This window comes from Oerskovia enterophila (assembly GCF_001692445.1).
GTDB lineage: Bacteria > Actinomycetota > Actinomycetes > Actinomycetales > Cellulomonadaceae > Oerskovia > Oerskovia enterophila.
Map to the genome: position 1 here is coordinate 1 of NZ_MAQA01000114.1, position 620 is coordinate 620.

Sequence of the window (620 nt, forward strand, 5' to 3'; positions counted from 1 at the left end):
TACACCCTTCCCGAGCTGTCGTACGACTACGGCGCACTCGAGCCCCACATCTCCGGCCGCATCATGGAGCTGCACCACTCCAAGCACCACCAGGCCTACGTGACCGGCGCCAACACCGCGCTCGACAAGCTCGCCGAGGCCCGCGACTCGGGCGACCTGGCCGCGGTCAACCTCCACGAGAAGAACCTCGCGTTCAACCTCGGCGGCCACGTCAACCACTCCGCGTTCTGGACCAACCTCTCCCCCGAGGGCGGCGGCGAGCCCACGGGCGACATCGCCGCAGCCATCGACGAGGACTTCGGCTCGTTCGAGAAGTTCAAGAAGCACTTCGCCGCGGTCGCCGCAGGCGTCCAGGGCTCGGGCTGGGCCATCCTCGCCTGGGACACCCTCGGCAAGAAGCTCATCATCGTCCAGCTCTACGACCAGCAGGGCAACATCGCCCTGGGCCTGGTCCCCATCGTCCTGCTCGACGTCTGGGAGCACGCCTACTACCTCGACTACCAGAACGTGCGCGCCGACTACGTCACCGCCTGGTGGAACCTCGTCAACTGGGCAGACGCCGACGCACGCCTCGCACGCGCCCGCACCCAGGGCGAAGGCCTCATCATCCCCGCCTGACC

1 protein-coding gene is annotated in these 620 nt (G+C 67.7%); it reads left to right on the plus strand.

The features are described from left to right. Positions 1-618 (plus strand): superoxide dismutase (locus tag OERS_RS20420; RefSeq protein WP_068627798.1); only part of this gene is annotated, 618 nt, incomplete at its 5' end. Positions 619-620 lie beyond the last annotated feature (2 nt).